This window comes from Dictyobacter sp. Z7_2, from assembly GCF_057551105.1.
Window position 1 is genome coordinate 472,950 of the sequence record NZ_BAAJPE010000001.1, and the last position, 24,953, is coordinate 497,902.

The window sequence follows — 24,953 nt, forward strand, 5'->3', positions numbered from 1 at the left end:
ATTTTCATAGAGAATTTAATTGCATGCATGCACACAAATATTGGAGCCAGACAATTATTAATAATGATGATAACGAGTTGCTCGTCAGGAGTATCAGACAATTCCGTAGAACCATTCTGAGCGATTTCATATACGGGATGGTTCAAGCCTTTGAGGATTTTGACTATTCGCTGCCTCAAATGGCAACTTTGCTATTCCTGGATGAGCAGGGCGAATTGACAATCAAACAGGTCGCTGAGGTGTTGGGACGCTCAGTATCGGCGACAAGTCGCCTGCTCAATCAACTCGTCGTGCGTGGCATGATTCATCGTCGCGGAGATGAGCGAGATCGGCGGGCCAAGTTGGTAGCCATTACCGAACAGGGGCGAGCGCTCATTGCGACACTAGAACAACGGCGCGCAGAGGCGCAAATATCCGTGATGGGTTATCTCTTGCCGGAAGAACGAGTCGCTGTGACCCGTGGCATGATATTGCTCGCTGAAGCCGCACAGAGAAGGAGAGAACAACATGGGTCTCCCACAACAAGAACAGGAACACCAAAAACATCTTAGCTCTAGCGATTACGTACTCCCTTTTAGTGCCCTCAATCGAGATATGCTGGCATTGGTTGGTGGCAAAGCCGCCAATCTTGGAGAGCTTACCAACGCACAACTCCCCGTGCCACCTGGATTCTGCGTCACCACCGCCGCCTACACGCAGGTTGCAGAGGATGCTGATCTGCACGTTGTTCTGGACCAATATTCCACAGAAAAAAAAAGAGAGACTGAAAGCCTGACAAACATGGCGCAGACCGCCCGCACCCACCTGCTTGCTGCAACTATGCCCAAAGAGATTGCTAACGCTATCGTCACAGCATATCACGTTTTGGGCGCAGGAGAACCTATCCCTGTGGCTGTGCGTTCCTCGGCCACCACCGAAGACCTGCCCTTCGCAAGCTTCGCAGGCCAGCAAGATACCTACCTTAATATCGTCGGTAGCGATGCCCTGCTAGATGCCGTGCAACGCTGTTGGGTCTCTCTCTGGACCGATCGTGCGGTAAGCTATCGAGAGAGCCTGGATCTCAACCAGAGTACGACCAGGCTTGCCGTCGTCGTACAACGTATGATCCAATCCGAAGTCGCAGGCGTCCTTTTCACCGCCAATCCTGTCACGGGCAAGCGCCGTCAAGCTGTCATCGACGCCAATCCCGGCCTGGGAGAAGCGGTCGTCTCCGGCGCGACCAATCCCGATCATTTTGTCGTCAACACTGCTACATGCGAGATCATCGAGCGCCGGCTCGGCGATAAGCGCGTTGCCATCAGCGGGAAGGCAGGTGGTGGTACTCTGCGTAGCGAATCCCCCAATGACAACAAAGAAGCTTGTCTCACCGACGACCAGATTTGCACCCTGGGCGCACTAGGAGCAAAGGTCGAAGCTTATTATGGCGCACCACAAGATATCGAGTGGGCCATTGACCCTTCGGGAGTGTTCTGGCTCACTCAATCGCGTCCGATCACCACACTCTATCCCCTGCCTGACAACGCCTCGACCAGCGACGACGTGCTGCGGGTCTATTTCTCGCTCAACGTCTTCCAGGGTGTCTATCGCCCCTTCACTCCGGCAGGAGGATCGTTCATCCATTTGATTGGATCTGGGATTGCCGCTGGAGCAGGCTATCTGCTGCCCGATCCTCTGGCTGGTCCTCCCATAGTGCTTGATGCCGGTCAACGTCTCTATCTCGATGTAACGCAACTGCTACGTAACAAGATAGGACGCCGTCTGCTTATAGGTGCGGCGAGCGTCGGTGAGGCTCGTTCAGCACCACTTCTCAAGCAAGTAGCCAGCGACCCCCGCCTCTCGCTCGTTCCAACGAAACGCTGGCAACTGCTACGTGCATTGGGCTCTGTGTTCGAGAAAACTCGGGCACCGCTCTACGCCCTTCAGGCGTTGTTCTGGCCCAAGGCTGCTGTGAAACGGGTGCAGCAAACCGCTGAGCGTGTACGAGAGACAAACTTCATCACTCCCGGCCTCACGAGCGAAGAACGCCTGCGAGGAACAGAGCGTTTTGCAGGAAATTTCGTAAAGATCATCGGTGGATTAGCACCGGTGCTGCTCGTTGGGTTGGGAAGTCAAGCTATTGCGGGCAGATTATTGGGCAATCTTGCAAAACCAGGAGAAAGGCAAGTAGTACTGCGTGGCCTCCCGCATAATCCAACAACAGAAATGGATCTGGAGCTCTGGCACCTGGCGCAACGGCTGGCCAGCTATCCCGACATCGTTGAGCGGATACACGCATCCGCACCTGAGCAACTGGCACAGGAGTATCGGACAGGCTCCTTGCCATCTCAGCTTCAGCAAGGCTTGGCGGCCTTTCTCGCTCTCTACGGGCATCGTGGCGTGGCCGAAATCGACCTTGGCCTGTCACGTTGGTCAGAAGATCCGACCCATATCCTCGGTGCACTTTCCAACTACCTGCATTTGAAAGACGCCAATCTGGCTCCCGATGTGCAGTTCCAGCGAGGAACGCAAGAGGCCGAAAGTATGCTTGCCGAACTGGTCCAGAGAGGAAGGAGCAAGGGTTGGCTATACGGTCGACTGCTTCACTTCTTCCTGAGCAGGACACGTGATCTGGTTGGCTTGCGTGAGATGCCCAAGTTCACTATCATCTTGATGATGACGCGTATACGTGAGTTGCTATGGACGATTGGAGAAGAGTTGAGGCAGGACGGCCGTCTGGAAGCTACTGAGGATGTATTCTTCCTCACTTGGCGCGAGATGCATAGGGCACTATCAGGACAGGATATGCACGATGTCGTACGTGACCATCGTAACAATTACGATTTTGAGCTACGTCGTCGCCACATACCACGTGTGCTGCTCTCGGACGGCACTGAACCCAACTCTCTCGTTATTGATGAGGTTAATGAGGCTCCAGGGGTGCTACGAGGAACACCAGCATCGCCCGGACGGGTCACAGCAAAGGCCAGAGTCATTCTCGATCCAACTGGAGCACATTTGGCCCCTGGCGAAATCCTGGTTGTGCCCTCCACCGACCCTGGCTGGACACCTCTCTTCCTGACGGCTGGCGGACTGGTGATGGAAATGGGTGGGGCCATTTCCCACGGCGCGGTTGTAGCTCGTGAGTATGGTATCCCGGCAGTCGTCGGCGTTGCTGGAGCCATCGAGCGCATCACCACTGGTCAGCAAATCACCGTCGATGGCGCAGCAGGCAGGATCACCATCGAAGAACCAGCAGATACACCAGATACCAACTAAAACAGCATTCTCATGACCGGTGTTCTCGCAGCGCTCAACCTCCTTCTGCTTGCCTTCCAGGGCAAAACGGAGCAGGATTGTCTGACAGAACGGTGTATAATAGGTACGTACACTAAACGAATAGGATTTGACGCTATGCTCAGATGGAAGTCAATGCTCCGAACACGAATGATGCTCTCGCATACAATCATGTTCTTTTCAGTTGTGCTCTTCTTAGAGATACTCTGTACGTTCGCGCTCCTGTTCGTCGTCGTCTTCTCAACCAGACTTGACACGACAGCATTGGGAAACGCAGAACATATCGCCCATACGTATGCCCAGCAAGTAAGCAAGCAAGCTGGCATAGAGCCCTCGCTCAATCCAGAGATTACATTTGTGCCCGATCAACCAGCCACTTTGACACAGATAGGATCGAATACGCAGAATCCGGACACGATGAACAACGTCCCCTATATTTCTTCCCCATATACAAATGAACAGCCTGTCCCCTTCGCGCTACTCATTTCTCTTGATGGCTCTATCCTTGCCAGTTCCGATCCAGGAGAGTATCCAATCCACGTTCCGGCCGCTACAGTCCTCTCTTCACGCGATACGCTCGTCACGCATGCCCTGGAAGGCCAGGAAGAGAAGCAGATCGTAGCAACAGCGATCGGTCGGAGCGGTCAGGTAGCGGTACCCATCTTCAACCAGAGACGGCAGATCATTGGAGCGACCTATGTCCAACTCCCTCCTGAAGTTTCGGCCGGCTCCTTCCTGACAAATTTCGCAGGAAGCTTTCTACCCATCGCGATCCTCATACTGCTCATCTCCATACCTGTAGGTGCGGGATCCAGTTTCGTGACGACAAGTATGATGCTTGGTCGCATGCAGCGTCTAGTCGACGCGACCACGCAATTTGTAGCAGGTCACTACACACAGCGTGTCCGGGTCACGCGCGATGATGAATTTGGGCTGCTGGAGCGGCAGTTTAACCTCATTGGGGAGCAGTTGGTGGAGAGCCTGGAGCAGCAACATATACTCACAGAACAGAATGCCCGCCTCGCCGAGCGTGCCCGCATCTTCCGCGACCTCCATGATGGCGTCAAGCAGCAAGCCTTCGCGCTCACTATGCAGATCAGCGCGGCCCTTACCCTGCTGGATACCCGACCGGAGGCGGCACATAGCCACCTCCAACATTCTGAAACGTTAGCCTACCAGATGCAACAGGAGTTAACTGTGCTGATTCAATCATCTCGTCCATCCGTCCTGAGCCAAAAAGATCTGGCGGCAGCGTTACAAGAGTATGCGACGACGTGGAGTCAACAGCAACAGATTCCCGTTCAACAACACCTGCATACATGCACCTTGCCACCGCTCATGGAAGAGGCATTGTTGCGGATTACGCAGGAGGCTCTCTCGAATATTGCGCGTCACAGCCAGGCATCCGCCGTTATCCTCGACCTGGCATATGTGCAAGATCAGGTCACACTCAAAATTGAGGACAACGGTAGTGGCTTTGCTCCAGACCATCCGGCACCTGGGCTGCAACAGGGAGTCGGCTTGCAGTCCATGCGTGAACGTATTGAGGCCTTTCACGGAACGCTCCAAATAGACAGTGGACCGGGAAAAGGAACACGCATCATTGCACATTGTCCTTACCCAAATCATGACAAAAATCATCAAGAGGTTTACATTGCCGCTCCTCATCCCCTTCCCGAGCAGGAGGCGACACGATGACACAACCGTCACGACGTATCAGCATCCTCATCGTCGACGATCACAGTGTTGTGCGGCAGGGAGTACGCGCCTTCCTTGAGGCGCAGGTAGACCTCTCGGTCATCGGCGAGGCAGAATCGGGAGAACAGGCGGTTCAACTGGCTCAGAAGTACACGCCCGATGTTGTCTTGATGGACCTGGTAATGTCTGGTATCAACGGCGTCGAGGCTACGAGACGCGTCAAGCAAGTAAGTCCGGGCTCGCAAGTGATCGTTCTCACCTCGTACTACGAGGACGAAAATATTTTCCCGGCGCTACGCGCAGGAGCTATCTCCTACACGCTGAAAGACATCCATCCCACCGAACTTGTCGAGGCAGTCAGGAAAGCAGCACGAGGCGAATCGGTACTGCATCCGCGCGTCGCCTCGCGTGTCGTTCAAGAGGTACGCACATCCAAGGCTGCTGTTCCCGCTGCCTTTGCCGAGCTCACCGAACGCGAACTCGACGTTCTACGCCTCATTGCGGAGGGTGAATCAAACGCGATCATTGCCCAAAAGCTAGTCCTGAGCGAAAAGACTGTGAAGGGACATGTTAGCAATATTTTAAGCAAATTACATATCACAGACCGCACGCAGGCCGCAGTCTTCGCATGGCAACAAGGCTTATTGCGGTGAAGTAGCCTCCTTTTACATTGGCAGACAATTCTGTATTGCCTCACAATACTCAGATTGGACTGCCGACGATCCATATAAAAGGAGTCAGGATGGTTGATTAGGTTCTATCAACCATCCTGACTATAGACGGCTCATCAAAAGCGCTTCTTGGTTTCTGTTGATGGTGGCATCTGGGATGGATCAGGCATCGTTGTTTTTGGTTTGGATGAGAAGAGATTACGGAGCTCTGTTATCAATGGATCAAGGATACTACCACTGGGGAGGGGCCATACAACTGCTTTCCCTGCCTGTGTAGCTTGTATGGCTTGTGTCAGTCTGGCTACCTCGACATCTGTTTGCCTGAGTGTGGCATCCAACTGACGTGACGTTTTGAGTCGTGCAAGCAGATTGTTGACCTGGGAGGCTAACTGCCACAGCACCTGTCCCTGCTTAATATTGGCCTGTACATTAAATTGCCCGTTGGCCGCGTGGGTCAGGACTCCAGAGAGTTCCCGAATGCCAATCTCGACCTCTTTGTTTTTTTCCGCGATCTGATGCTCCAATTTCGCAATCTCTTCCGCTTTGTCCGCTCGTGCCACTGCCTGATCGGTACTGCGAATCTGAAAATAGGAGAGCAGTGCCAGACCAAGTTGAAGAATGATAGGACGTGCAATGCCAACCGTCAAGCCCCATTGCTGGGTAAGCTGGACAAGATCTGCGGTATGGGGCAGCAAAAAGTAATCGCCCAGAATCAACACCACATGCAGCGCGAGAAAGTACCAGATGGCTCGCCGGGAAAGCAGCATCCCACTGAGAAAGGATGGAATCAAAAACAGATCAAAGGTGAGAAGCCAGGCATTCCCGAGTCCTCCGGGAGCACGTACGAGTCCATTTTCAATCACTGCATCCATCGAAAAAATAAGCAAAAGCGCCGCCGCCGCTTGATATCCTGATCGATTGAGAACGAGTGCAATAATCGCACTAATCATAGAAACAACAATCGCAATCATGGTTCCAGGATCAGTGGCTTGTCCCGAAAGGAGCAGAGGAGCAAAGAATACAAAGGGGATAATGCCACTGATAAGCCCTGCTTTTCTCAACCGATCGCGTTGCTGACGATCAAGCACCATAGCATACATTTCTGTTCCGCGTGGGGAGGTAAGTCGTAACCACCACGAACGATTTTCAGGCATGATTTGTTGTGTGTCCATAAATAATTTTTACTCTTCCTTGAAACTATACATCCAACTACGCTGATTACAAAGCGACATCATTCGATAAACTCTTTCCTCTTGCTTAAATTTTGCCATCGAGCGCAGAGTTTGCGGAAGATGAAGCATGATGATTGCGTATTTATTTACTTTGCTGCGACCTTCAAAATGAGTATGGAGCGTCTCGAAAACATAATGGTAGCGCTTTAACGCCAAAAAATATGAATGATGGACAAGTGCGAGCGCATAAGGACGACTCAAACGCTCTGCATATGCATATACTGATGCATAAGTATAATCTCTTGCAACAGAGAAATCAAATGTTTTCTCTCTTCCAGTAGATCTCCTTGTACAGAAACGTGTCAATTCAAGTGTGAGACGCGGATTATACTTTTCTCGGATTAGCTGGAGTATGTCAGGAGGTAGCATGTTAGCTTTTTGAAACTCATTCCACAACATGGAATCTGCCCACCTGGTAAGTTCATGAATACGGATACCCCCTATCAGAGAGTACTTTTGTTGTAGGGAGTCATAGTCGTAGACTCCGTGGATACTTACTGCCGCTGAATAATCAGTATCATACTGGTCTTTTTCTCGCCCTTCATCATCAACCGGGAGTGGCCAGTTGAGCGTATTGACAAAAATCTCCGTTCGCATGCGTTGGTATTCGGCGTTGCGATTTCTATCCGCAGGCGTCAAACGTCGGACCTGATAGTTTCGATCTGCATGACAAATGTTGGCATATCCCGTAGTACTATACAGGCCATTATTATGCAGCAGATCGAATTCCCCATGTAATTTTTCAAAGAGCATATGTAATCCTTCCACACTTTATTACAAACACTCTTTATATTACGACAGAATAAAAAGGTACATTGTGTCAAAATGTATCAATATTCCCCAAAAAGCGTCATCTGGCAGTAATCCTGTGCAGATAGTCTATGATAGGCTGAGGACCATGGTTACTGCCAGTGAAACCAATATAGCCGTCAGGGCGCACCAGAATCAGGGCATCGTCCGTAATACCATAGAAATGGTGCGCGTATCCATCGATATCCAGGAGAGCGTGATCTGAGGATGCTGGTGCATGACCTCCACGGGTAATCGTATACGTCTGTAGCATACTCTGATAGGCATCGGGGAAACGTGGAGCAGGTTGCTCACCAAAGGCAAGCAAGGTAAAATGTGGACCCCGCAACGCTTCAAAGAGACGGCCTCTCTTCCCATCGGAGGCAAAGATGTAGGGAGAGTCGGGGGCACGATCTCCAGCGCGAATGCCTGTCGTATCATCGAGATCATAAGCCAGTGGGCCGCCTCGATAGCTGATACTCAGTTGCGTCGTATCGGCGATAGGATCTTTGCCCGTTGTGGTATGAAGAACGGACTGCATACGGCCAGCAGGATCATCATTCCCACGATGCAGATACGCTTGATGGCGGCTGGTTGTCGAAGCTAAAACGGTCTGAGCCAGCGGGAAACGCTCAGTGTGATAGGTATCCAGTAAGGTATCAGAGGCTCCTCGTAACACGAGAGCCAGTTTCCAGCCAAGATTGTAGGCGTCCCCAATACCCGTATTCATCCCCTGTCCCCCGGCGGCAGAGTGGACATGAGCAGCATCCCCGGCGAGGAAGAGACGGCCATTACGATACTGGTTGACCATGCGGACATTCGGCTGATGTGTGGAGGCCCAGAGAAGTCCACTTATCTGCACTCCTGGCAATCCTGCTCGTTCGTTGAAGATACGTTGGCAGGTCTCCAACGAGGGTTCATCCTCATCAGACGACAAGAGTGCTTGATACACCCAGAGATTATCATAGCGTAGATGTGTGAAGCCGACAAATCCCTCTGGCGCATTCATCCAATAATGCGCGGATCTGGGTTCCAGCCCCTCAACGCGCACGCCAGCGTTCAGATAACGTTCTCCTTCCAGCGTCTCGCCCAGAAACGTGAAGCCGCCGCTATGACGGATCGTACTACGTCCTCCATCGCAGCCCACCAGATAGCGAGCGTGGATGGTTTCATGCTCGCCTGACCGCATCACCCGCACAAGCACATGATCAGCGGACTGAGTTACTTCATTCAGCTGGCTGCCCAGTTCCACCTGGACATCAAGCTCAGCCAGACGCTCACGCAACACCGCCTGTGTATGATTCTGGCCGATCCAGAAGACGCCACGATAGGGCATATCAGGAGTCGAATGCGTGCCAGAATCGGAGGTGGGATCAACCTCACGCACGAAGCGTTCCCGCTCGTAGAAACGTATGACCTGATTGCGCTGACCACGTGCATGGATCTGCTCAAGCACACCCAGATCCTCAAAGATTTCCTCCGTGCGCGGCGTAAGCCCCTTTGCCCGCACCTCGCTCTGATGCGTTACAATTTTGTCGATGATACGACAGGAGATGCCAGAACGAGCCAGGCTAATAGCCAGGGTCAAGCCCACTGGTCCAGCCCCAACGATCAGGACATCGATGCTCGATGTATGTGTCATAATTGTATCACTCCTTATTAATTCATTGATCGTTCGTTGAATTAAAAGCCTAAAATTTTTTGTGGCCTTATTTTGACCACAAACGAATGGTGAAATCGATCAGTTTTTCGAGGTACAGCCTGTCATTCTTCTCCACAAGATCGTCATTAAAGAGAAACCGAACGACGATACTGGAGAAAAACTGCGAGATCGCAAATGAGAGATCCATCTCACGGATCTCGCCCTGTGCCATCCGACGAGCGAAGAAGTCCAGCAGAAACTGTGTCGGAGGCTCAATTGCACTGCTCGAAACGATCCATTCCTCCTGAAGGAGCCACTTTCTCTCCCGTATCACAATCTGAAGCAACTCCTTATCGGTTGAGAGGAAGTCAGTTCCCATGCGAGCCGCCAGCACAAGTGCCTCCCTAAGCGGTAGATCATCCCTCAGGAGAGGAACCAACGCCTCAATCTCAGCGATTCTCTTTTCCCGACCTTCTCGTATGATGGTTTGCAGAATCTCCAATTTCCCCCCGGGGAAATAGTGATAGGTGAGTGCCTCAGCTACGCCCAGTTCTTTATTCAGAGCTCTCATAGACGTAGCATGATAGCCTCCTTCGGCAAACAGCTTTTTCGCAATCGCGAGGATTTGCTCTCTTCTCTCCTGGGCCTTAATATCCCGACTTGTCACTCTCTTTGCAGATTTCGCTTCAGCCATCGTGGCTCTTCCCTTCGTCAACACAATCATGCGCCAGAAATTCACTCAACGTACGTTGAACAAACGATAACACAGATCTCTTGGAGTGTCAATACCAGAAGTGCTTCCACCATACCTGACCCAGCCTTAAAACTGACGAATTATTGGAAATTTTAAGCCTTGACGGCATTCCTACTATCAAGTACCCTGTTGGCAGTAGATACAAATATACCATTGCTTACTGCGCTTAAAATATCAAATGCATGCTATATTTGTAATATGCATCGCTGACAATAAAAAGGTTCTACAGATACGTATCTATGGAATTCCTCCCGTTGTCAGGAAGACATGTTGCCCAAAGGAGCTTTGCTATGACAAGGATGTTCACCAGTTTGCGTTGGCCTCAGACGTGGCGCATGTGGAGTTGTACTTCTCTCTGTGCCACCCTCTTGTTAGCTGCACTGATGGTTGCTAATCCACTTCATGTGTTGGCAGCCAATAGTGCTCAAGTTACCATCAATGCCAATCAGTCTTTAGGGGCTCTTACCAGCATCAGCCAGGGTATCAATGATTCTGTCTGGGACGCCGATATGCTTGATAGTGCACCCACAGCGGCCCTCAAAAACACGAATGTCAGGACGATACGCTATCCCGGCGGTTCCACTTCTGATGTATATCATTGGCAATCAAATACCACCGAAGCCGGACAGAGCTATGCCAATCCCGCCAATACCTTCGACGCATTCATGAATACAGATGTTCTGCCTCTAGGGGCTCAGCCCATCATTACTGTGAACTACGGCTCGGGCACGCCACAAGAAGCGGCAAACTGGGTCCAATACGCCAATAAGGGTGGCAGCAGCTATACTGGCCCTATCCCTACCTATTCAGGAGGAATTAAGACCGGCCACACCTATGGCATTAAGTATTGGGAAGTCGGCAATGAAGTCTATGGAAACGGAACCTATGGCGCTTCCTGGGAATATGATACCCATGCGCAGGGTCCAGCGACCTATGCGAATAATGTTGTCGCCTATAGCCAGGCGATGAAAGCAGTCGACCCGAGCATCAAATTAGGAGCTGTACTCACTGCACCTGGCAATTGGCCCGATGGACTAACCGGTGCCTCATCCCCGCAACCCTGGAACACCACCGTATTATCAACTGCCTGCTCTTCTATCGATTTTGTGATCGCCCACTGGTATCCCCAGAATCCAGGAAACGAAACAGATGCCGGCTTACTGGCTTCGAGCAGCCAGATTACCAGCATGGTCTCCACACTACATTCTGAAATCAATCAATATTGTGGCTCACGTGCCAGTGCAATACAGATCTTAGTCACAGAGACCAACTCGGTCTCCTCCAATCCAGGCAAACAAACCGTAGGATTGGTCAATACGTTATTCCTGACCGACGACTATATGGGCTGGCTCGAAAATGGGGTTACGAATGTGGATTGGTGGGATATACATGATAGCCCACTCAGTAACACAAACAATAGTGATTCGCTGTATGGTAGCGCCAAATATGGCAGTTATGGAGTTTTTTCCACTGGCCTCTGTACTGCTACCAATGCAAGCATCTGCGAACCGCCTCTCGATACGCCCCTTCCGGCATACTATGGTCTGCAAATGCTCAATATTCTAGGCCATGCCGGTGACACCATGGTCTCATCTTCATCCAATCAGAGTCTGGTATCAGTGCATACAGTCAAGCAAGCCAACGGCGATCTGGCAACGTTACTTGTCAACAAAGATCCTGGCACGACCTACAACGTCTCGCTTGCTCTCAACGGCTATACGCCTGCAACGAACACAACTGTCTACACCTATGGTGAAAACAGCAGTACGATTACCTCGACACAGCAGACAAATTCTTCATCGTTCATCACGCAGCAAATTGCTCCCTATTCTCTAACACTCATCTTAATGCATCCAGGAGCTTCTACAACGCCAACGCCAACGCCAACATCGATAGCCACACCGACACCAACGTCGACAGCCACACCATCAGACATCTGCCAGGTGCACTATACAACAAATCAGTGGTCGGGAGGCTTCACAGCGAATATAACGATCACAAATACCGGTACAAACACACTCAATGGCTGGAAATTGACCTTCACATTTCCAGGAAATCAACACGTCACCCAGGGATGGAATGGTGTCTTTTCGCAATCAGGGGCCAACGTAGTAATCGCGAATGCCAGCTATAACGGCTCATTATCCGCAGGTGCTTCAGTCACACCAGGCTTCAATGGTTCCTGGAACGGAAGCAATCCCTCTCCTACTGCGTTTAGCCTGAACGGAACAGCCTGTAAGGTCATTTAAGACATCCCTTATTCCAACGACTCAAGGAAGCCTCCTTGAGTCGTTGAACGATATACATAGCCCGCTGAAATCACTAGACAAGTTTTGCCTCGGTCTGGAACGCTAGCATACCTTCCAGCAGCGACCACAGTTGATCCACCATATCAGCCGCAGAACAGGGCAGCGCGTGTGTAATCCACCATTCCAATACGCCAACGATAGCCGACGCCAGAAATTGTGCCGTCACCTCATTATCCATCTCCCGCTTACCACCACTCATTTCAAGATATGCGCCGAGAATCCGCAGTATCACATCCATCAAGCGACTCCTGAAAGCGGGGACGCCTTTGTTGGTCAGCAGCGTGACATAAATAGCAGCATGCTGTTCCAAATATACAAAGGCCTTCTGCAACGAAGCCTTCGAAGGAAAACCATTCATATCACCAGCCACGCCACTATCGAGACAGCTATCGCACAACCTGTCCACATAAATCTCCATACATTGATCCAGTAGATCAAACTTGTCGCTATAATGCAGATAAACGGTGCCCCGATTCACGTCCGCCCGATCTGCAATTTCATTCATCGTAATGTGCTCAAAATTTTTCTCGGACATCAGCCCGATAAAAGCCTCTAGAATAGCTTCCCGTGTTTTGCGGATGCGTCGATCCATGCTTGCTCCCTTTTGACTGCTGTGCCAATCGCTGGCGCAGAGCAGCGTGACCAGCTATGTACTACGTATATGCTCTTATTTATGAACAATCAGTTATTTTTTGTTGATTAATAAACATATACGACTATTTTACCCATTGAAGTGAACACATAGCCATAGTAGGATCATTATAGTGAACAAATGTGAATAAATCAACACATGTCCAATTATGATACAGGAGTTAGACTATATGAAGATTCTAGTTTATGGTGCGGGTGTTCAGGGGAGCTATCTTGCTCACGTGCTGGTGCGTGGAGGCAATGATGTGACGATGCTTGCCAGAGGAAAGCGCATTCAGGAACTGAAGCAAGATGGCATTGTCATTCGCCATTATCTCCAGTTCAAAACGACGGTTGACCCGGTTAATGTCACCGCTAACTTGCGGCCCGATGATGTCTACGACCTCATCTTTGTCATGATGCAATATTCAGATTTCCAGGCGATACTACCTATTCTGGCGGATAATCAGAGCAGCCATATCGTTCTGGTAGGGAATAATGCGGATGCCAGTAGCATGCAAAAGTATCTTGAGGAGAACAGTGCCAGTGAAAAGCAGGTCGCATTCGGCTTCCAATCCACTGGCGGACGGAGGGAAAAAGGTCGCGTCGTCTGTTTGCGTGCCGGTGGAAGGATGGATCTGGGTGGCCTGGATGGTCCCCTCGCATGGCAATCCCTATTAGAAAAAGCCTTTGCTCATACTCGCTATACGCTTACTTTCTATGACACGATTGACCCATGGCTCAAAAGCCACATCGTCCTTGTTCTCGTCTTGTTCTACGCCACCTACGTCGCTGGTGGAGATTTACGCAAGGTAACCAGAGACAAAAAGCAGCTAAAGCATATGCTTGGCGCTCTGGATGAGGGATTCAAGGTATTAGAAGCTCTCGGTTATAGCATAACTCCTGCCATCCAGGCACGCTTTGTACGCAACCGGCAGTTTTTCGTCTCCCTCATCTTACAATTCTACGCCATCACGCCACTTAGCAGGCTGATAGATCCTCTGACGCAATTGGATGAGATGGTTGCGCTCCATCATGCATTTGATGCTTTAAGACAAAAAGCACAACTGCTCACCCCGAATTGGGATCTCCTTGAAGGAGCCATGCCCAAATAAGGAGCATAAACCATCGACACTCTTGCAGCGACAAATCATTCCGTGTACACTCTCCAGATAGAACTAAACGGGCCTGCTTGGCAGGCTGACATGCTTTTCGTGTTCTAAAAGGAGTCTCTGTGCGATTATTAGCTCTTTTTCATATGCTCAACCAGGCAACTATCCAGGATACGACGCAAGAAAATGTGCAGCTCTTATTACTCCTGTTAGTTATCACACTCGTAGTGGCCTTGATCTCGCGGCCACTACGTCTACCCTATACGCTTGTCCTGGTGATCGTTGGACTTGTGATTGGCATATCGCCGCTCCTGCCAAATATCCGCTTGAACCCGGATACAGTGCTCTTCCTTTTCCTGCCAGCATTACTCTTTGAGGGAGCCTGGAGTGTCGATGTGGATCAACTGAAAGCCAACTGGCTATCCGTCCTTCTGCTGGCATTTCCAGGCCTGCTTATCTCCATCCTTGTTGTAGCCGCGCTGCTCCATTGGACCTTGGGCCTGCCCTGGTTACTCGTGATACTGCTGGGAGCCATCATTTCGCCGACCGATCCGATTGCCGTGCTGGCCCTCCTGCGCCAGATGGGTCTATCAGATCGCCTGAGAACCGTGATCGAAGGAGAAAGCCTCTTCAACGATGGCGTTGGAGCTGCTATCTTTGAGATCGTGCTTGGCCTGCTGCTTGTCTCTCTGGGAGGTGTGGAGGCAGTTCACGCTCCTTCTTCCTGGATGCTTCTACTAGAAGCTGTCTGGCTGATGCTCGGCGGGCTGATACTCGGTATTGGCCTCGGTATCCTTGCAACGCGCCTGTTGAGATTGGTCGACGATCATCTGATTGAAATGACGGTCACCGTCAGTGTTGCCTACGGTGCCTATCTGTTAGCCGACTTGCTTCAAACATCTGGATTGCTGGCCGTGGTGGGCGCTGGACTCGTTTTAGGCAGTTATGGACGCCGCATCGGACTCTCTGAGCGGGCATTGCAAGCCTCGCATGATGTCTGGGAATTTCTTGGCTACGTCGCCAACTCGCTTCTCTTTCTCTTTCTCGGCATCCAGATTGGCGAAAGCTCACTCTTCCAGGCCCTTGCCGGCATCGGCCTGGCTTTAGTCGGAGTGATCATTGGTCGAGCCATCATGATCTATACCCTGCTCCCTCTCCACGACGCCCTCGCCCGCAGGATCGCTCGCACCAAAACAGCCACGACATCTGCTCTTTTCTCGCTCATGGAGCCACTTCCTCGTCGCTGGCGGCCCGTACTGCTGCTCTCGGGATTACGTGGAGCGCTCTCGGTCGCCTTAGTGCTAAGCTTACCCGCTACGCTGCCTTACCGGGGACTGCTGGAAGATATCGTGTACGGTGTCGTGCTCGTGACATTGTTAGGACAGGGCATTGGCCTGCGCGTCCTGTTACCATTTTGGAGCAAAAAAGAAAAGGAAGCCTGACATCGCCAGATCCACATCTCCAGTCTATTTTTGTCGCGACGTCACAAGACAGGATATTGACCAGTCACCCATTTATCTGCTATACTAAATCCGAGGAGAAGAGATGCCAAAAATTGTTGATGAACAAACACGTGAGGCCACACGGCAACGCATCATCCATGTGGCGGCGGGTGAGTTCGCCCGCCTGGGCTTTGATCAAGCAAATATTAATATCATTGCAGAGCTGGCCGGCATTGGCAAAGGAACCATTTATCTCTATTTTGCCAACAAACGTGAGCTGTTCCTGGAGATGCTGCGTCATATCGCCCAGGCACAGATCACTGCAATCCGTGCCACGCTGGCCTCAAAAGGTCCATTACAGCAACGCCTGGAGAAACTCTTCCTGACTTTTTCTCGCCTGGCAGCAGAAGATAGCGACAGCTTCAATGTCTATATGAGCGCTCTTTATGGCGTCAATCGAGCCTTCCAGACAGAAGCAACCAGACTGCTACGTGACTATTTAGCTGTGATCTCGCTTGTGCTGGAAGAAAGCCGAGCGTCTGGCGAGATTCGCATCACCAACATCGACGCCACGGCCTTAACCGTACTTTCACTCACAGAATCCTATATCCTATCAGCCAAAGTATTAGGACAATCGGAACAAAGTATCTCGCAACAGGCATCATTTATCGCCTCATTTATTATGCATGGGAGCGAAGCGTCCACACCGTAGCAGCTTTTTTTTTGGGATTTATTATGAGTGACCGCCCACTCATAGCAAGAAAAACCAGTATATAACATTTTTAGGAGTACGTATCGATGAAATCTTTCCCGTCTGGACCGTCTCGTTTTTCGCTTCAACGCCTCACGCGCAGTGTTGAAAATCCACGCTACCTCGTCAAATGGTTCCTGATGAGCACCCTGATCGGCATTATCGCTGGCCTGGGCGCGATTGCTTTTTTTGCTGCAATTCATCTGGCCAATACACTCTTTCTAGTGGGGCTGGTCGGCTACACACCGCCCAGTCCCACAGGTGAGGGCTCAGCGACCGTCATGTCGTTCTGGAGTTCCGCTCATCCCTGGTTGCTTCCACTCGTCACCAGCCTTGGTGGTCTGATTGCTGGCATTATTGTCTTTACGCTGGCACCCGAGGCGGAAGGACATGGAACCGATGCGGCAATTGCCGCCTTTCATCAGGGGAAAGCGATACGTGCTCGCATTCCCATCATCAAGCTCATCGCCTCGGCCATCACCATCGGAACGGGAGGATCAGCCGGACGTGAGGGTCCAGCCGCGCAAATCAGTGCTGGCTTCGGTTCTATTCTGGCAACCTTGCTGCATTTGGATGTGCAAGATCGTCGTATCGCCCTGGCAACTGGCATGGGAGCTGGGATTGGTGCTATCTTCGGTGCCCCATTGGGAGGTGCAATCCTGGCTGCGGAGATCCTCTACAAAGATGATCTGGAAATCGAGGCTCTGATACCGGCACTGATCGCCTCGATCATCGGCTACAGCATCTTTGGAGCCTGGTCCGGCTGGCACCCTATTTTTTCCACGCCCTCCAATCTGACATTCAATACGCCGCCACAACTTCTCTACTATGTGGTACTTGGAGTCCTCTGCGGCTTCATCGGACGTCTCTATGCACGTGGCTTTTACGGCATCACAGATATATTCCACGCTATCCACCTACCCAAATGGCTCAAACCAGCTATTGGTGGCCTGCTCGTCGGCCTCATCGGCCTGATCATTCCACAAGCGCTCGGGATGGGATACGGTTGGGTGCAAGTCAGCATGGACCAGGGTATCATGAGCATCCCCTTATGGATTATTCTCATCCTCCCTTTCGTAAAAATCATCACCACTGGACTTTCCATCGGCTCAGGTGGATCAGGAGGTATCTTTGGCCCGGGCATGGTGATTGGTGGCATTACGGGAGCTGCCATGTGGAGACTTTGTTATCATGTCCTCCCCTGGATGCCTGCTACCCCTGCTCCTTTTGTGATTATCGGTATGATGGCACTCTTCGGCGGCATCGCGCATGCTCCCATCGCCGTCATGCTCATGGTTGCAGAAATGACCGGCAATCTCTCACTGCTGGCCCCCGCCATGCTCGCTGTTGGACTTTCCTACTTGATCGTTGGGCAGAAAACAATCTACACCAGTCAATTAAAAAATCGGGCAGCCTCACCGGCGCACCGCCTTCAATTCACATTCCCGTTGCTCTCAACTCTGACTGTTCAGCAGGCACTCATCACCATTGAGACGATGCTCTCACCCCATCAATCGCTGGAGGAAGCGACGACACTACTTGAGCAGGTAGACCAGCATGCGTTGCCAGTCGTCAACGCGCAGAATAATCTTCTGGGCATTCTCAACCTGGAGCACATCCGGACAGTTCCGGCGTCTGAAAGAGCCACTGGCACGGTCAGTGCGGTCATGCTACAGCATCCCCTGACAATTCTTCCCGATGAAACACTGGACAATGCCCTTGAAATCCTGACCAGTAACCATCTCCAATGGGCACCAGTGATTGCAGCTGAACCACTCTCACCCGAAGAACGCGTCATCGGGATCATCACCAGTGCGGCGATCCTGAAGCACTACCGCTCAATGGCCCGCAATGAAACTCAACGCATGCAAGGATTGGTTACAGAGACCATCAGGCAAGAGGTGACTGCCGAATCTGAATTACAGCCCGCCCACCCGTAAATTTTTCCATTCCTTGCATCTTCACGTGTGAATCGCAAGCTCCATTTATAAATGGAGCTGCAATAGCCTGATCATGCGTCTCATTTCTTGTATCCTTGCATCTCTTGCATAACTACTTGCACTATTTTTCTTTACAATATTCTCGTATAGTTCTCGTGCTCCATACGTCCCTGCTTCATCGGGAAATGCTTTTTTTATCTCCCGAGACAGGTGACGTATCTCGGCCTTATTAAAACCACCGGCCCTCTTAATCGCATCCACCTGGACATAGTTAAAATTACCGCCGCGGACTTTTTGGTTTACGTCCCCCAAAAGGCTTCGTGTAAGATCCTGCATTGTATATGGTCCAAATTGCTGCCGAATCCCTTCATGCACTTCCATTGGTGCTTTCGGTTTAGGACCACCATGCTCCCAGGAAGTATGAGATGGACGAAGACTTACTCTCTCAGAGTGATAAGTATCATTAGATGTCCGCTTCAAGCGTTGTCCTGGAGCTGCCGATTGCCTCATAGCATTAGGTGAAGAGCTATTGCCCTGACTCCCTGTGCTACCTCTCTGGGAGAGAGTATCTGGTTGTGCCCGGGATGGATGGCGATCAGACTGTAAAGATTGTTGTCTCTGTCCAGAACGGAGAGGTGGTCCGTTCTGTCGCCCAGAATCTGATCGCTTCCTGGCAGGTTGAAGTGGACTCCATCCTTTTTCTAACGGTGAGGAAGAACCAGTATGCCTCTGTTTCTGCGGCTTTGCCAGACCTCCATGTCTTTTATACATATAAATCTTTCTATTTAACACCAAATGGTGAAGAATTTTTTCTAACAGAAAAGTATTTCCAAAATCTTGCTGCCAATACGTGTCTGGAAATGTATTATGCGGAGTAGTATAGCTTGGTATTGAAGGATTTCCAAGTGATAAAGTAAAGTATTCAGAAAAAAAAGAGGCAAGATGAAAAGTAAAATGGCGAAAAGATTTAACAAAAAAGGGGTGGTAAGTAAAAAAAGAGCTAATAGCAGAAATATTCTCAAACATTGACCAGCAAAGCAGGCAGATGCTGGCAATGTGCTACTATGTCATCGACTATATATTACCAATCACAGATGAGAAAGAAAAAAGTATGGACACGCCCGAACCTCAAGCCATATCGCCATACATAGAGCCACGGCTGAAATGTACCGTCCCCAACGCTGGCAACGCCTCCCTGGACATCCTGGCAGATGACTATGACGCGGCTCCTCCACTCCCCAAGATACCTGTAGAGCTGCCGTTACCGCAGGATCAAAGCGGCCATACGCTGCGAGAGATGCAGAGCACCTATGACTCATTAGCGACTCACGAGCGACATGTTTTTCTGGTGGTGGGCCTGTTCGCACCAGCGCCTTTTCCATCAGAGCTCATACAAGAGATCCTGGAGCTGCCGGAAGAGATCGTCAAGCCAGCCATAGACGCTCTCATCAATCTGACCATGCTGCGACGCCATGATCCAGGTTATGAGGTGAGCCATCCTCTCGTGCATACCTTTGTGACAGAATATCTCTCATCCCAGGTGCATGCCACTTCATCGCCCTCTACCGCCACCGTTGACACATGGCGGGAGCGTTGCTTAACGACTCTGGCTACTTATCTGGCTCACGGCGATCAGGATGATCAGATCATGCTGGTACTCTGGCTCCCTCATATGCTCCATCTCCTGGCATCCGTCTCTCTCACCGCGCAACAGTACCTGAGCGCCGCACGCCTTTTTAATCTGGTGGGCTTATATGCCTTTACACAGAAGCAGTACGAGTTGGCAGAAAGGTTCTATCAGCGAGCTCTCTCGATTCGAGAAGAGCTGTTAAGTCCCTTTGACCTTGAAACTGCCACCAGCCTTAACAATCTCTCTCTTCTTTATTACGTCGAAGGTCTACAGGGTCAGCCCAACAAATACCTTATGTCGGCATCCCTCTGCGAGCGAGCACTTTCAATTCGCACAGCATTGTTGGGATTCTCGCATCCCGAGACCGCCACCAGTCTCAACCATCTGGCCCTCTTATATCACAGACAGGGAGAATATCCAAAAGCGGAAGCGCTATACGAGCAAGCGCTTGCAATCCGCGAAGAGCAATCAGGTCCTACGCATCCCGAGACCGCCACCAGCCTCAATAATCTGGCCCACCTCTACGAGGAGCTTGGGCGACTCTGGCAAGCTGACCCATTATACGAGCGGGCCTTAGAGATCCAGACAGAGAAGTTAGGTCCTACGCATCCTCGAACGATAAACAGCTTGCAGAAACTGGAGCGGTTCTATGAGCAGGTGGAGTGGCACGAGGAGGCGGCATCTCTCTACTGGCGAGAACTGGCGATCCGGGAGCGACAGATGGGACTCAATCATCCTGACGTAGCCAGACTCCTCTACAAGCTGGCCGAGCTGTCCAAGGCGCAGTTCAAAGATGGCGAGGCCGAGGAATTATACGAGCGTGTCATCGTTATCGATAAAGAGAGATCAGATCCTCCTTATCCAGAATTTGCCCACAGCCTCTATAGCCTGGCGGGCCTCTATGAAGTGCAGGATAGCAAGCATGGCGAGGCTGAGGAGCTATACAAGCGTGCATTAGAAATCTATCAACAGCAGACGGAGCCATCCCAATACTTGATTGTAAACAGCCTCAATAACCTCGCAAAACTCTATACGTTAGATGACAAATATGCCGAAGCGGAGTCATTATATCGACGGGTCCTTACCATCAATGAACAAGCGCAAGCATTCCGTCACTTTATCGTCAGCAGCCTCAACAGCCTCGCCGACCTTTACATGCTAGAGGACAACTATGCAGCGGCTGAACCGTTATACCAGCAAGCATTAACGCTCAACGAGCAGCAGCTGAGCCCTGATCATCCAGAGATCGTCAGCGGCCTCAACAGCCTCGCGGTACTGTATACGCGCGCGAGCAAGTATACCGAGGCAGAGCTGATGTACGAGCGTATACGCGCCAGGCAGTTGCAAGCCTCCTCACCCGAGCTAGCAGCTACCCTGGACGCTCTCGCAGCTATCTACACAAAACAAAATAGATACACAGAAGCCAAACAGCTCTATGAGGAGGTACTGGCCATGCGCGAGCAGCAATCGGGACGCACACATAGCGCGCTCATCAGCAGCCTCAACCACCTGGCAAAATTATATTATATCCAGGCGCAATACACGGAAGCTGAAGCGTTGTACACGCGAGCGCTAGAGATCCGCGAACAGCATTTAGATGCGTTTCATCCCGATATCGCAAGCAGCCTGAATAATCTTGCTGTTCTCTATAAAATGCAAGGCAAGTACCTGGAAGCAGAAATATTATACAAGCGCGCCTTAGAGATCCGAGAGGAGCAATCAGGACCATATGATCCAGAGACCGCCACCAGCCTGAATAATCTTGCTGTCCTCTATAAAACGCAAGGCAAGTACCTGGAAGCAAAACGATTACATCAGAGAGCCCTGGCGATCCGCGAACAACGACTGGGACCAGAGCATCTCAAGACCGCCACCAGCCTGAATAATCTGGCGAGGCTGTATTACGCGCAGGGAAAATATGTCGAAGCCGAGCCATTATACCAGCGAGCCTTAGCGATCCACGAGCAGCAATTGGGACCATCACATCCAGACACGGCCAGCAGCCTCAACAATCTAGCGGACCTCTATCAGAGGCAGGAAAAGTACTCAGAAGCGGAAGCATTCTATCAGAGAGCCCTCACCATCCGCGAGCAGCAGTTGGGACCCTACCATCCCAGTACAGCCACGAGCCTGGAAAGTATTGCCGGACTCTATCAGATACAGGGAAAGTATGCAGCAGCGGAGGAGTTATATTGGAGAACCCTCGCCATCCGCGAACAACGCCTGGGACCAGGGCATCCCGAGACCGCCAGCAGCTTAAACAATCTGGCCGAGCTCTATCAGAGGCAAAATAAGTCCACAAAAGCAGAAAATTTCTACAGGAGAGCTCTGGCCATCCAGGAAGAGCGGCTACCATTCATGCACCCGAATATTGCCCAAACCCTCAACAATCTGGCCGGACTCTACTATGCACAGGGAAAGTATGAGCAAGCGGAGCCATTCTATGAGCGAGCACTGGCCATCTACGAGCAACAAGCGGGACAGTAAAAGCAAACTTCGAGTGTCTTCTTTTTCATGACGAACAAGCCATATCTGCTCTGTAATTATTTTCACCGGGCTACTCATTCTCAGCGTACTCCGCATCATCACAGCTTAAGCAGGTAGGCTTGTCAGCAGGCACGAGCACATTCCAGCCACATAGCAAGAGAAGAGGTACAACTATCCTTATAAGCGCACAACTATATCCTGAAATTAGAGAGTAAACATTATGTAAGAAATGGATAACAATTGACAAAAGTTGCACCTTGTCGTAATGTAAGAAGAGTTAGAGATCTGAATTTCCTCATTGTGAAACATCTCTTTCTTATGATGGCATTGCCTTAAAGGAGCCAGCAATGGATAAGCTTTTTGTGCTTCCATTATTGATTATTCTACCCTTGGTAGCGTTTTTACTTTGGATGGCCTGGGATTTAGGTGGAAATGATCGCTTGTCCGCTAAAGAGAAATTTGCCTGGCAGATAGCCTTTCTTTTCCTGAATGTTTTCGCCGCTATATATTATTATGTCAATGTATATCAAAAAAGACATTAGCCATCAAAATGGCATCTGACGCGAGCGTCGGACGCCATTTTGAGTTCAAAGGCCTTCCCCGATCAGTTACCCCCTCAGAATAGGACTTCCATAGAGCGATTAGTACTTTATGTAGAGCAATTAGGCCCTAAAAGTTTTTATCAGTTATTATAGAATTACACCATAATATTGTTAAGAGATAGTTCAAGGTATCACATGTCTACTCTATTTGGCCGCTATTATTTGATCAATCATATAGCACGCAAGAACCAGCACGATGTGTATCTCGCGTATCATCTGGACACGCCAAAACAACGTGTGGCACTTAAAGTCTTTGATGCTTCATGCCTCATGCCCGAGACTACGCCCCACGATTTCACAGCTATGTCAATGAAGTTACACCACCTGACACATCCATCGATTCTTCCTTTCTATGCATTGGGGATAGAGCAGAACAAACCATATATCGTAAGCGACTACATATCCGGTGAATCACTACGAATCTACCTTGATCGCTCTCCACGGCTCTCCATCAATGACGCAGTAGACATCATTAAGCAAGTGGGAGATGCCATCGCATTCGCTCACAGCCAACAAATCATCCATCAAGATCTCCGACCAGAAAATATCTTCTTTGACGCGATGGGCAACACGCTTCTAACAGATTTTCGCTTATCTCATCTCATTCATGAGGACCTTCAGGTAGATAACAGCCTTGATCGCATAACGAACTATCAGGCACCAGAACAATCCGCTGGCGTGATACAGCCAGCAGTTGATCAGTATGCGTTAGGTTGTCTGCTCTATGAGTTGACCACAGGTACTTTACCCTTTTCGCACAACGCTCTCACTGCACAAGAAAAAAAGGAGGCGAGACGCGCTGCGGTGCCAGTGGCGCCCACAATGCTGGTTACGACGCTACCCAAAAGCGTCGAGACGGTAATCTTGCGTGCGCTTGCCAGCAAGCCTGAGGAGCGCTATCAGAGCGTCGTGGAATTTCTTCATGCGTTGAAGTCAGCGCAACAACGAAAGCCCCCCTCGTTCCCATTTGCCCATCTCACTGCGCCAGGAGAGCACCAACCATCCCGCATAGAAAGTGAAGCCCTTGCTGCACAAATATCATTCCCGCCACATTCATTCACCGACGATTTACAGGACGAAGAGGATCTCGCCCTCATGCCTCACGCGTCCGCTACCGACCACGTATCTGCTGATGCTATATCCGACATGCACGAAGAGGATATATTTGATATACAAACAGCGCCTTTTGAGCTCGATCTAACTCATCATCAACCTGCTCAGCCTGAAAACATATCTGAGATCGCTGATCAGCTCCCATTCACCCTTCCCCTGGAAAGTGCTTCAGAGCAAGCACAGGCAACGCTCGTCAACAGATCATTACCAGCCAGCCACAGCGATCAGGCACAGACTCACGATACAGGCAGGCACAATCGTCCAACCTTTCCATCCTCTCTTAAAAAGCAAACGTGGCTACTTTTAGCGCTGGCACTCCTATGCGTTATTCTTAGCGCCTTTATCTCGCCTATGACTGATCCACCCATCGCCCAGGCACTCAAAAACTCCTCAGAGTCAGATGCATCCACATCGAGTGCTCAGCATAGTGCAACAGCGACCTCTATCATCTCCATAGCTCCACAAGCTCAGCCGACCAGGAAAAGTCAGCCCACGCCACCCGCATCACCAATTCCCTCACCACGCGTTACCCCTACAGCCAGACCAACATCATCAAAGACACCACAGCCTCAATCAACCGCGACGCAGACCGTACTACCACCTCAGCCAACCACAGCTCCAATCAAAACGGCCACACCCACCAAAGTGGCTCCCACGCCTACAAAGGTCGCTCCCACCCCCACGCCAGTCCCTACTAGCGCATGTACAGGTATTGCAGCCTGGAAATCCGGCGTTGCCTACACTGGTGGCAACAAAGCGACCTACAATGGATCACTCTGGCAAGCCAAATGGTGGACCGAGAACGATGTTCCTGGTGGTGCCGCTGGCGTCTGGACCTCGATCGGCACGTGCTAATGCACATCCCCTGGAGAGCCGTC

The 24,953-nt window shown here is 50.8% G+C and carries 18 protein-coding genes; 12 read left to right on the forward strand and 6 right to left on the reverse strand.

Features of this window, described 5'->3' with window-relative positions:
- The first annotated feature begins 23 nt into the window (after positions 1-23).
- The 4 genes from AC27N8_RS01860 (at position 24) to AC27N8_RS01875 (ending at position 5,624) form a co-directional block, all read left to right on the forward strand.
- Positions 24-551 (forward strand): MarR family winged helix-turn-helix transcriptional regulator, encoded by a 528-nt coding sequence (locus tag AC27N8_RS01860; RefSeq protein WP_487063364.1) that lies wholly within the window; start codon positions 24-26, stop codon positions 549-551.
- Positions 508-3,255, forward strand: a complete 2,748-nt coding sequence (locus tag AC27N8_RS01865; protein ID WP_487063366.1) for a PEP/pyruvate-binding domain-containing protein — start codon at positions 508-510, stop codon at positions 3,253-3,255. Before AC27N8_RS01860 ends, AC27N8_RS01865 begins: the two co-directional genes overlap by 44 nt.
- A 153-nt stretch (positions 3,256-3,408) precedes the next feature.
- A complete protein-coding gene (locus AC27N8_RS01870) occupies positions 3,409-4,971 on the forward strand; it encodes a HAMP domain-containing sensor histidine kinase (protein ID WP_487063368.1) in 1,563 nt (520 codons plus the stop codon).
- Complete coding sequence (locus AC27N8_RS01875; protein WP_487063370.1) at positions 4,968-5,624, forward strand: response regulator; 657 nt, start codon at positions 4,968-4,970, stop codon at positions 5,622-5,624. Before AC27N8_RS01870 ends, AC27N8_RS01875 begins: the two co-directional genes overlap by 4 nt.
- Positions 5,625-5,758: 134 nt before the next feature.
- Here AC27N8_RS01875 and AC27N8_RS01880 read toward each other — a convergent pair whose 3' ends face one another.
- The 4 genes from AC27N8_RS01880 to AC27N8_RS01895 all read right to left on the reverse strand — a co-directional run bounded on the left by AC27N8_RS01880 (position 5,759) and on the right by AC27N8_RS01895 (position 9,999).
- Entirely contained in the window at positions 5,759-6,814 is a 1,056-nt protein-coding gene (locus AC27N8_RS01880; RefSeq protein WP_487063372.1) for a hypothetical protein, read from the reverse strand.
- A gap of 9 nt (positions 6,815-6,823) precedes the next feature.
- The gene (locus AC27N8_RS01885; RefSeq protein ID WP_487063374.1) at positions 6,824-7,627 is read right to left on the reverse strand and encodes a hypothetical protein; all 804 of its coding nucleotides are present in this window, start codon (positions 7,625-7,627) and stop codon (positions 6,824-6,826) included.
- 97 nt (positions 7,628-7,724) lie between these two features.
- The gene (locus AC27N8_RS01890; RefSeq protein ID WP_487063376.1) at positions 7,725-9,305 is read right to left on the reverse strand and encodes an FAD-dependent monooxygenase; all 1,581 of its coding nucleotides are present in this window, start codon (positions 9,303-9,305) and stop codon (positions 7,725-7,727) included.
- A 67-nt stretch (positions 9,306-9,372) separates the two neighbouring features.
- Entirely contained in the window at positions 9,373-9,999 is a 627-nt protein-coding gene (locus tag AC27N8_RS01895) for a TetR/AcrR family transcriptional regulator (RefSeq protein ID WP_487063378.1), read from the reverse strand.
- Between the two features lie 350 nt (positions 10,000-10,349).
- Between AC27N8_RS01895 and AC27N8_RS01900 the strand changes: the two genes are divergently transcribed.
- Entirely contained in the window at positions 10,350-12,308 is a 1,959-nt protein-coding gene (locus AC27N8_RS01900) for a cellulose binding domain-containing protein (RefSeq protein ID WP_487063380.1), read from the forward strand.
- Between the two features lie 73 nt (positions 12,309-12,381).
- Here AC27N8_RS01900 and AC27N8_RS01905 read toward each other — a convergent pair whose 3' ends face one another.
- Positions 12,382-12,960: a TetR/AcrR family transcriptional regulator gene (locus tag AC27N8_RS01905; protein WP_487063382.1), complete on the reverse strand. Its 579-nt coding sequence runs from the start codon at positions 12,958-12,960 to the stop codon at positions 12,382-12,384.
- A 229-nt stretch (positions 12,961-13,189) separates the two neighbouring features.
- On the opposite strand from AC27N8_RS01905, the gene AC27N8_RS01910 reads away from it, so the two are divergent.
- The 4 genes from AC27N8_RS01910 (at position 13,190) to AC27N8_RS01925 (ending at position 18,243) form a co-directional block, all read left to right on the forward strand.
- Complete coding sequence (locus AC27N8_RS01910; RefSeq protein ID WP_487063384.1) at positions 13,190-14,113, forward strand: ketopantoate reductase family protein; 924 nt, start codon at positions 13,190-13,192, stop codon at positions 14,111-14,113.
- A gap of 119 nt (positions 14,114-14,232) precedes the next feature.
- Positions 14,233-15,552, forward strand: a complete 1,320-nt coding sequence (locus AC27N8_RS01915) for a cation:proton antiporter (RefSeq protein ID WP_487063386.1) — start codon at positions 14,233-14,235, stop codon at positions 15,550-15,552.
- 103 nt (positions 15,553-15,655) lie between these two features.
- On the forward strand, positions 15,656-16,264 hold the full coding sequence (locus AC27N8_RS01920; protein ID WP_487063388.1) for a TetR/AcrR family transcriptional regulator: 609 nt from the start codon (positions 15,656-15,658) through the stop codon (positions 16,262-16,264).
- Between the two features lie 86 nt (positions 16,265-16,350).
- On the forward strand, positions 16,351-18,243 hold the full coding sequence (locus AC27N8_RS01925; RefSeq protein ID WP_487063390.1) for a chloride channel protein: 1,893 nt from the start codon (positions 16,351-16,353) through the stop codon (positions 18,241-18,243).
- A gap of 45 nt (positions 18,244-18,288) precedes the next feature.
- Here the strand turns inward: AC27N8_RS01925 and AC27N8_RS01930 are convergent, their stop codons facing one another.
- Positions 18,289-19,269, reverse strand: a complete 981-nt coding sequence (locus AC27N8_RS01930; protein ID WP_487063392.1) for a hypothetical protein — start codon at positions 19,267-19,269, stop codon at positions 18,289-18,291.
- Positions 19,270-19,354: 85 nt separating this feature from the next.
- Between AC27N8_RS01930 and AC27N8_RS01935 the strand changes: the two genes are divergently transcribed.
- The 3 genes from AC27N8_RS01935 (at position 19,355) to AC27N8_RS01945 (ending at position 24,930) form a co-directional block, all read left to right on the forward strand.
- The gene (locus tag AC27N8_RS01935) at positions 19,355-22,360 is read left to right on the forward strand and encodes a tetratricopeptide repeat protein (RefSeq protein WP_487063394.1); all 3,006 of its coding nucleotides are present in this window, start codon (positions 19,355-19,357) and stop codon (positions 22,358-22,360) included.
- A gap of 347 nt (positions 22,361-22,707) precedes the next feature.
- Positions 22,708-22,902 (forward strand): hypothetical protein, encoded by a 195-nt coding sequence (locus AC27N8_RS01940; RefSeq protein WP_487063396.1) that lies wholly within the window; start codon positions 22,708-22,710, stop codon positions 22,900-22,902.
- 195 nt (positions 22,903-23,097) lie between these two features.
- The gene (locus tag AC27N8_RS01945) at positions 23,098-24,930 is read left to right on the forward strand and encodes a protein kinase domain-containing protein (protein WP_487063398.1); all 1,833 of its coding nucleotides are present in this window, start codon (positions 23,098-23,100) and stop codon (positions 24,928-24,930) included.
- Positions 24,931-24,953 lie beyond the last annotated feature (23 nt).

Excerpts from the sequence above, each read along its gene's own strand:
- AC27N8_RS01860 (WP_487063364.1), top strand. The coding sequence starts at position 24 with ATGCATGCACACAAATATTGGAGCCAGACAATTATTAATAATGATGAT.
- AC27N8_RS01865 (WP_487063366.1), top strand. The coding sequence starts at position 508 with ATGGGTCTCCCACAACAAGAACAGGAACACCAAAAACATCTTAGCTCT.
- AC27N8_RS01870 (WP_487063368.1), top strand. The coding sequence starts at position 3,409 with ATGCTCCGAACACGAATGATGCTCTCGCATACAATCATGTTCTTTTCA.
- AC27N8_RS01875 (WP_487063370.1), top strand. The coding sequence starts at position 4,968 with ATGACACAACCGTCACGACGTATCAGCATCCTCATCGTCGACGATCAC.
- AC27N8_RS01880 (WP_487063372.1), bottom strand. The coding sequence starts at position 6,814 with ATGGACACACAACAAATCATGCCTGAAAATCGTTCGTGGTGGTTACGA.
- AC27N8_RS01885 (WP_487063374.1), bottom strand. The coding sequence starts at position 7,627 with ATGCTCTTTGAAAAATTACATGGGGAATTCGATCTGCTGCATAATAAT.
- AC27N8_RS01890 (WP_487063376.1), bottom strand. The coding sequence starts at position 9,305 with ATGACACATACATCGAGCATCGATGTCCTGATCGTTGGGGCTGGACCA.
- AC27N8_RS01895 (WP_487063378.1), bottom strand. The coding sequence starts at position 9,999 with ATGGCTGAAGCGAAATCTGCAAAGAGAGTGACAAGTCGGGATATTAAG.
- AC27N8_RS01900 (WP_487063380.1), top strand. The coding sequence starts at position 10,350 with ATGACAAGGATGTTCACCAGTTTGCGTTGGCCTCAGACGTGGCGCATG.
- AC27N8_RS01905 (WP_487063382.1), bottom strand. The coding sequence starts at position 12,960 with ATGGATCGACGCATCCGCAAAACACGGGAAGCTATTCTAGAGGCTTTT.
- AC27N8_RS01910 (WP_487063384.1), top strand. The coding sequence starts at position 13,190 with ATGAAGATTCTAGTTTATGGTGCGGGTGTTCAGGGGAGCTATCTTGCT.
- AC27N8_RS01920 (WP_487063388.1), top strand. The coding sequence starts at position 15,656 with ATGCCAAAAATTGTTGATGAACAAACACGTGAGGCCACACGGCAACGC.
- AC27N8_RS01925 (WP_487063390.1), top strand. The coding sequence starts at position 16,351 with ATGAAATCTTTCCCGTCTGGACCGTCTCGTTTTTCGCTTCAACGCCTC.
- AC27N8_RS01930 (WP_487063392.1), bottom strand. The coding sequence starts at position 19,269 with ATGTTTGAGAATATTTCTGCTATTAGCTCTTTTTTTACTTACCACCCC.
- AC27N8_RS01935 (WP_487063394.1), top strand. The coding sequence starts at position 19,355 with ATGGACACGCCCGAACCTCAAGCCATATCGCCATACATAGAGCCACGG.
- AC27N8_RS01940 (WP_487063396.1), top strand. The coding sequence starts at position 22,708 with ATGGATAAGCTTTTTGTGCTTCCATTATTGATTATTCTACCCTTGGTA.
- AC27N8_RS01945 (WP_487063398.1), top strand. The coding sequence starts at position 23,098 with ATGTCTACTCTATTTGGCCGCTATTATTTGATCAATCATATAGCACGC.